Source organism: Vibrio ichthyoenteri ATCC 700023, assembly GCF_000222605.1.
Lineage (GTDB): Bacteria > Pseudomonadota > Gammaproteobacteria > Enterobacterales > Vibrionaceae > Vibrio > Vibrio ichthyoenteri.
The window spans coordinates 1-3,307 of the sequence record NZ_AFWF01000179.1 but is presented as its reverse complement, the minus strand read 5'-3'; the positions used below and the strand labels follow the sequence as shown (position 1 = coordinate 3,307).

Sequence of the window (3,307 nt, the reverse complement as noted above, 5' to 3'; positions counted from 1 at the left end):
TAGTGAAACTCACGATACGGCTCTGGGCTGGTTGTCGGTGACACAAAGAGTCCACCTGACGTTCTACGCTCAATCAGTGTGATCAATTGAGGTTGCCACGCCAGTGCAGGTCGATGCACTCGTTGTAAGTGACACACTTGCGCCAACATCGAATGGGACAAAATGCAGCTCGCTGTCACTGGCCATGTTATCTTCTAACCAAGCCATAAGTTCGGTGAGGACGTGGTTCATGTTTTTCATCGTTTGCTCCAATTTATATAAAAGGGAGCGTACCGGGAGGCAAGCTCCCGGTTAGGGTGAAAAATTACAGGCGTATATCACGCATGGTCTGGGCGAGGACATTGAGCGTTAACGCTATACACTGCTCCAAATCATGTTGTGTTGGGGTTGGGGTGTTATCTAGTAATCGAGATAACTGCTCGGGATAAGCGTTCCCCACGATGCGACAGAACCTCCGCCAGAGCCCCATCAAGCCTATATTGTCAACAAAAAATCACTTTTTTTTGTGATGATGATGATTTAATTTCTCCATTTTAAATTTATAAAATAAGAATTATGAGAACGGAAAGTTTTAATCAAGCAGGAAAAGTTAACCAAACAAATCATCATAAATATGATTACAACCCTAACTCTGTGTTAGAAAGGTCGATCGTTTCTGTTGGTAGTGTTTTATGTCTACCTATAGCATTAGGTTTAAAGTTAGCAGATTCATGTTCCAATCAAACAATTAAAATGATTTCATTGTTAGCAGCTTTATCTCCAGCCAGTGCAATTGCCTTTGGCAGAGATGTTACTAACAATAGAACACCAACCGTTTATATTGAGGGAATGACACACCCTGATGGTAGAGGATATCAATGCACAGGTGTAGCTTTAAAGCCAAATGTTATATTAACCGCTAATCACTGCACGTTAAATAACACATTGGTAGAGGAATATTATGATATACCATGTGATACTGACAATCCAACATCTGATGGAGGAGATTTTTATGATGAATGTGGAGAAGGTGCTGGTTATCGAAGCTATCAAAGAGTTAATAACATGCCTCCTGAGAGTTTAAAAGTCTTTCATTTTTTAAGTAAAGAAAATCCTGAAATGCTTGATGTGGAATCAATTTATAGGCTAGATGGTTTCAACCTTGATGATAAAAAAACAGCAAGAAATGATTTGGCTATAATAAAATTAAAAAAACCTATTAATGATGTGGATTTTGCAAAGCTTCCAAGTAAAAAACAACATTTAGAGATGAGAGATAATTTTGCTGAAAAAGATAATCCATGGATTGAGTTTGATAAGAAACGAAAGCATTATGAAAATAAAATGTTAAAATATCAACAATCAAAAGATACAATGTCAGAGCCAAAACCTCCTCGATTCCCTCAAAATAAAAACCCAAATGTGAGAGTTGAAGGATGGGGAAATCAAAAAGATTTGTCGATAAAGCCGAATTTAACAGAATCAGGAAACATCCCTTTTGGTTTTAGTAACCAAGTTGATTCTACAAATCTTCAAGAAGCAGAAATGACAGCTAGAAATAGGCAAGATCCACGCTCTATACTTAGAGGGAAATATAATGATTGCTCTGATTCTTTAATATGTACCAGCTCGTTATCACTAAAGAATGAGCCTGCTGTTTGTGATGGTGACTCAGGTGGACCTATGTATCTGATTTCGGGAAAGAAAAGACCTATTCTTGTCGGAATTGCAAGCAACGCGAATTGCGAAACGGAAAGCACCCATGTTGATATATATCAACATAAAAAATGGATAAGAGAGCATATTTGAAATAATCAATTTCGACTTTAACTGATGCTTCAATTTTAATCGAAGGAGTTGGTTCATCAAATGGTACTTCGATTACTATAGAGTTTTTATTATAGTAGAGCGATAAGGTTTTAGTGGGCTTATCACTGCTTGAGGCATGAAAGGTGAAGTGGATTATTCTTTTACGCAACAAAGCCGTTCTAATACATAAACCTTAAATTATTAGCATGTAAAAATTAAAAGTATTAAGTCATGATAAAAAACGATATTAACTCACAATTAAACTATTGTAAGAACGTAAGTCCTGCAGTAAGTACGTGTTCTTCAGAAAATTCACTTCTAGAGCGGGCCATAATTTCAGTTGGTACAGTTATATGTATACCTGTAGCTGTAGGGTTAAAACTTGCAGATGTTGTAAATAGCAATAAAGCTGTCTCGACATTTTTAACATTTGGAAATCTTATTTTTGCTTCTGCCGCATCACCTTTACATAGGAATAGTGCGAATTACGAGAGAGCACTTTCAATATGTGATTCTGGAAAAGAAATAAAATGCACAAGAGAAATGTACAATATAAAAGAAAATGGTATTCAAAGTGATAAGACCAAAGCAACAAATTACTTAAATGAAGATATAGATCGGCATATAAGAACAGCTCAAAATCAAGAAGAATATTGGCATGAAATTAAATCAAATTTAGTATCCACTAGAGAGCCAGTAATGCCACGAGGCTCTTGCCCTCCACATGTTGAACGGGCCACTACTTTGGATAAAATACAATACATGTTAGTAAAAGAATGTGGTGGTAGAGAAAATATAAAATCGATAGATCATAGGAATAATAATGAAAAGTCCATATTAAATAAAGTGTATTGGGTTGATGCTTCTGCAATGTACCGATGCATAAAAGCTGGAGTTGAGTTGTCGACAATTACTGATAATCCAGCAATTAATGGTGGCAATTATGATGGATTTAAGTATTTAGGGGATTTTTTAGATGACAAGAAATATGAAGATATGTTAGATTATTTTTGTTTAAATAAAGTTCCAAAAAATAAAGTTTCGGAAGAACCATGTTCAGGACCATTTTAAACTAATAGGTTTAAATTAATAGGTCGTGATTCCAATCGGTTGATTCAAAGATAGAATTCTCGCTCAATGAATGTCCCGATCACCTTATCGGGCATCTGCTCAGATTTCGAAAAAACGATAGTTCTACGCACTAAACGTTTTAATCTGGAACGCAAGGTCAGATTGGTTCGCTCAATCCTTTGAGTGAACCTTTTGCCCACAACATGCTTTCCCCTTGATGGTTAGGAATTTCAATCCTTACCATCAAGTAGAATTTCGATGTTTAATGGATATTTGAGGCATGGTTGATTTGGAATTGGGTGGATAAAACCCTTAATGATTTGCTTACTGGTGGTTTTTTCAGCTAATTGCCGATTTTTAGATGCTCTAATACTAGGCGGCTACTCCAAGGCGCCGTGATTCACGCATACTCATTCGGCGTCCATCCAATAATTCGGTATGCCCCGCT

The 3,307-nt window shown here is 36.6% G+C and carries 2 protein-coding genes and 1 pseudogene; 2 read left to right on the top strand and 1 reads right to left on the bottom strand.

Going from position 1 to position 3,307, the window contains the following annotated elements; all coding sequences use genetic code 11:
• Positions 1-555 precede the first annotated feature (555 nt).
• Positions 556-1,788, top strand: coding sequence for a trypsin-like serine protease (locus RH85_RS12895; protein WP_006712856.1), 1,233 nt, complete (start codon positions 556-558; stop codon positions 1,786-1,788).
• Between the two features lie 231 nt (positions 1,789-2,019).
• On the top strand, positions 2,020-2,859 hold the full coding sequence (locus RH85_RS12890) for a hypothetical protein (protein WP_006712854.1): 840 nt from the start codon (positions 2,020-2,022) through the stop codon (positions 2,857-2,859).
• 44 nt (positions 2,860-2,903) lie between these two features.
• Here the strand turns inward: RH85_RS12890 and RH85_RS22365 are convergent.
• Positions 2,904-3,068: pseudogene (locus RH85_RS22365) on the bottom strand (IS1 family transposase); the annotation flags it as partial.
• Positions 3,069-3,307 lie beyond the last annotated feature (239 nt).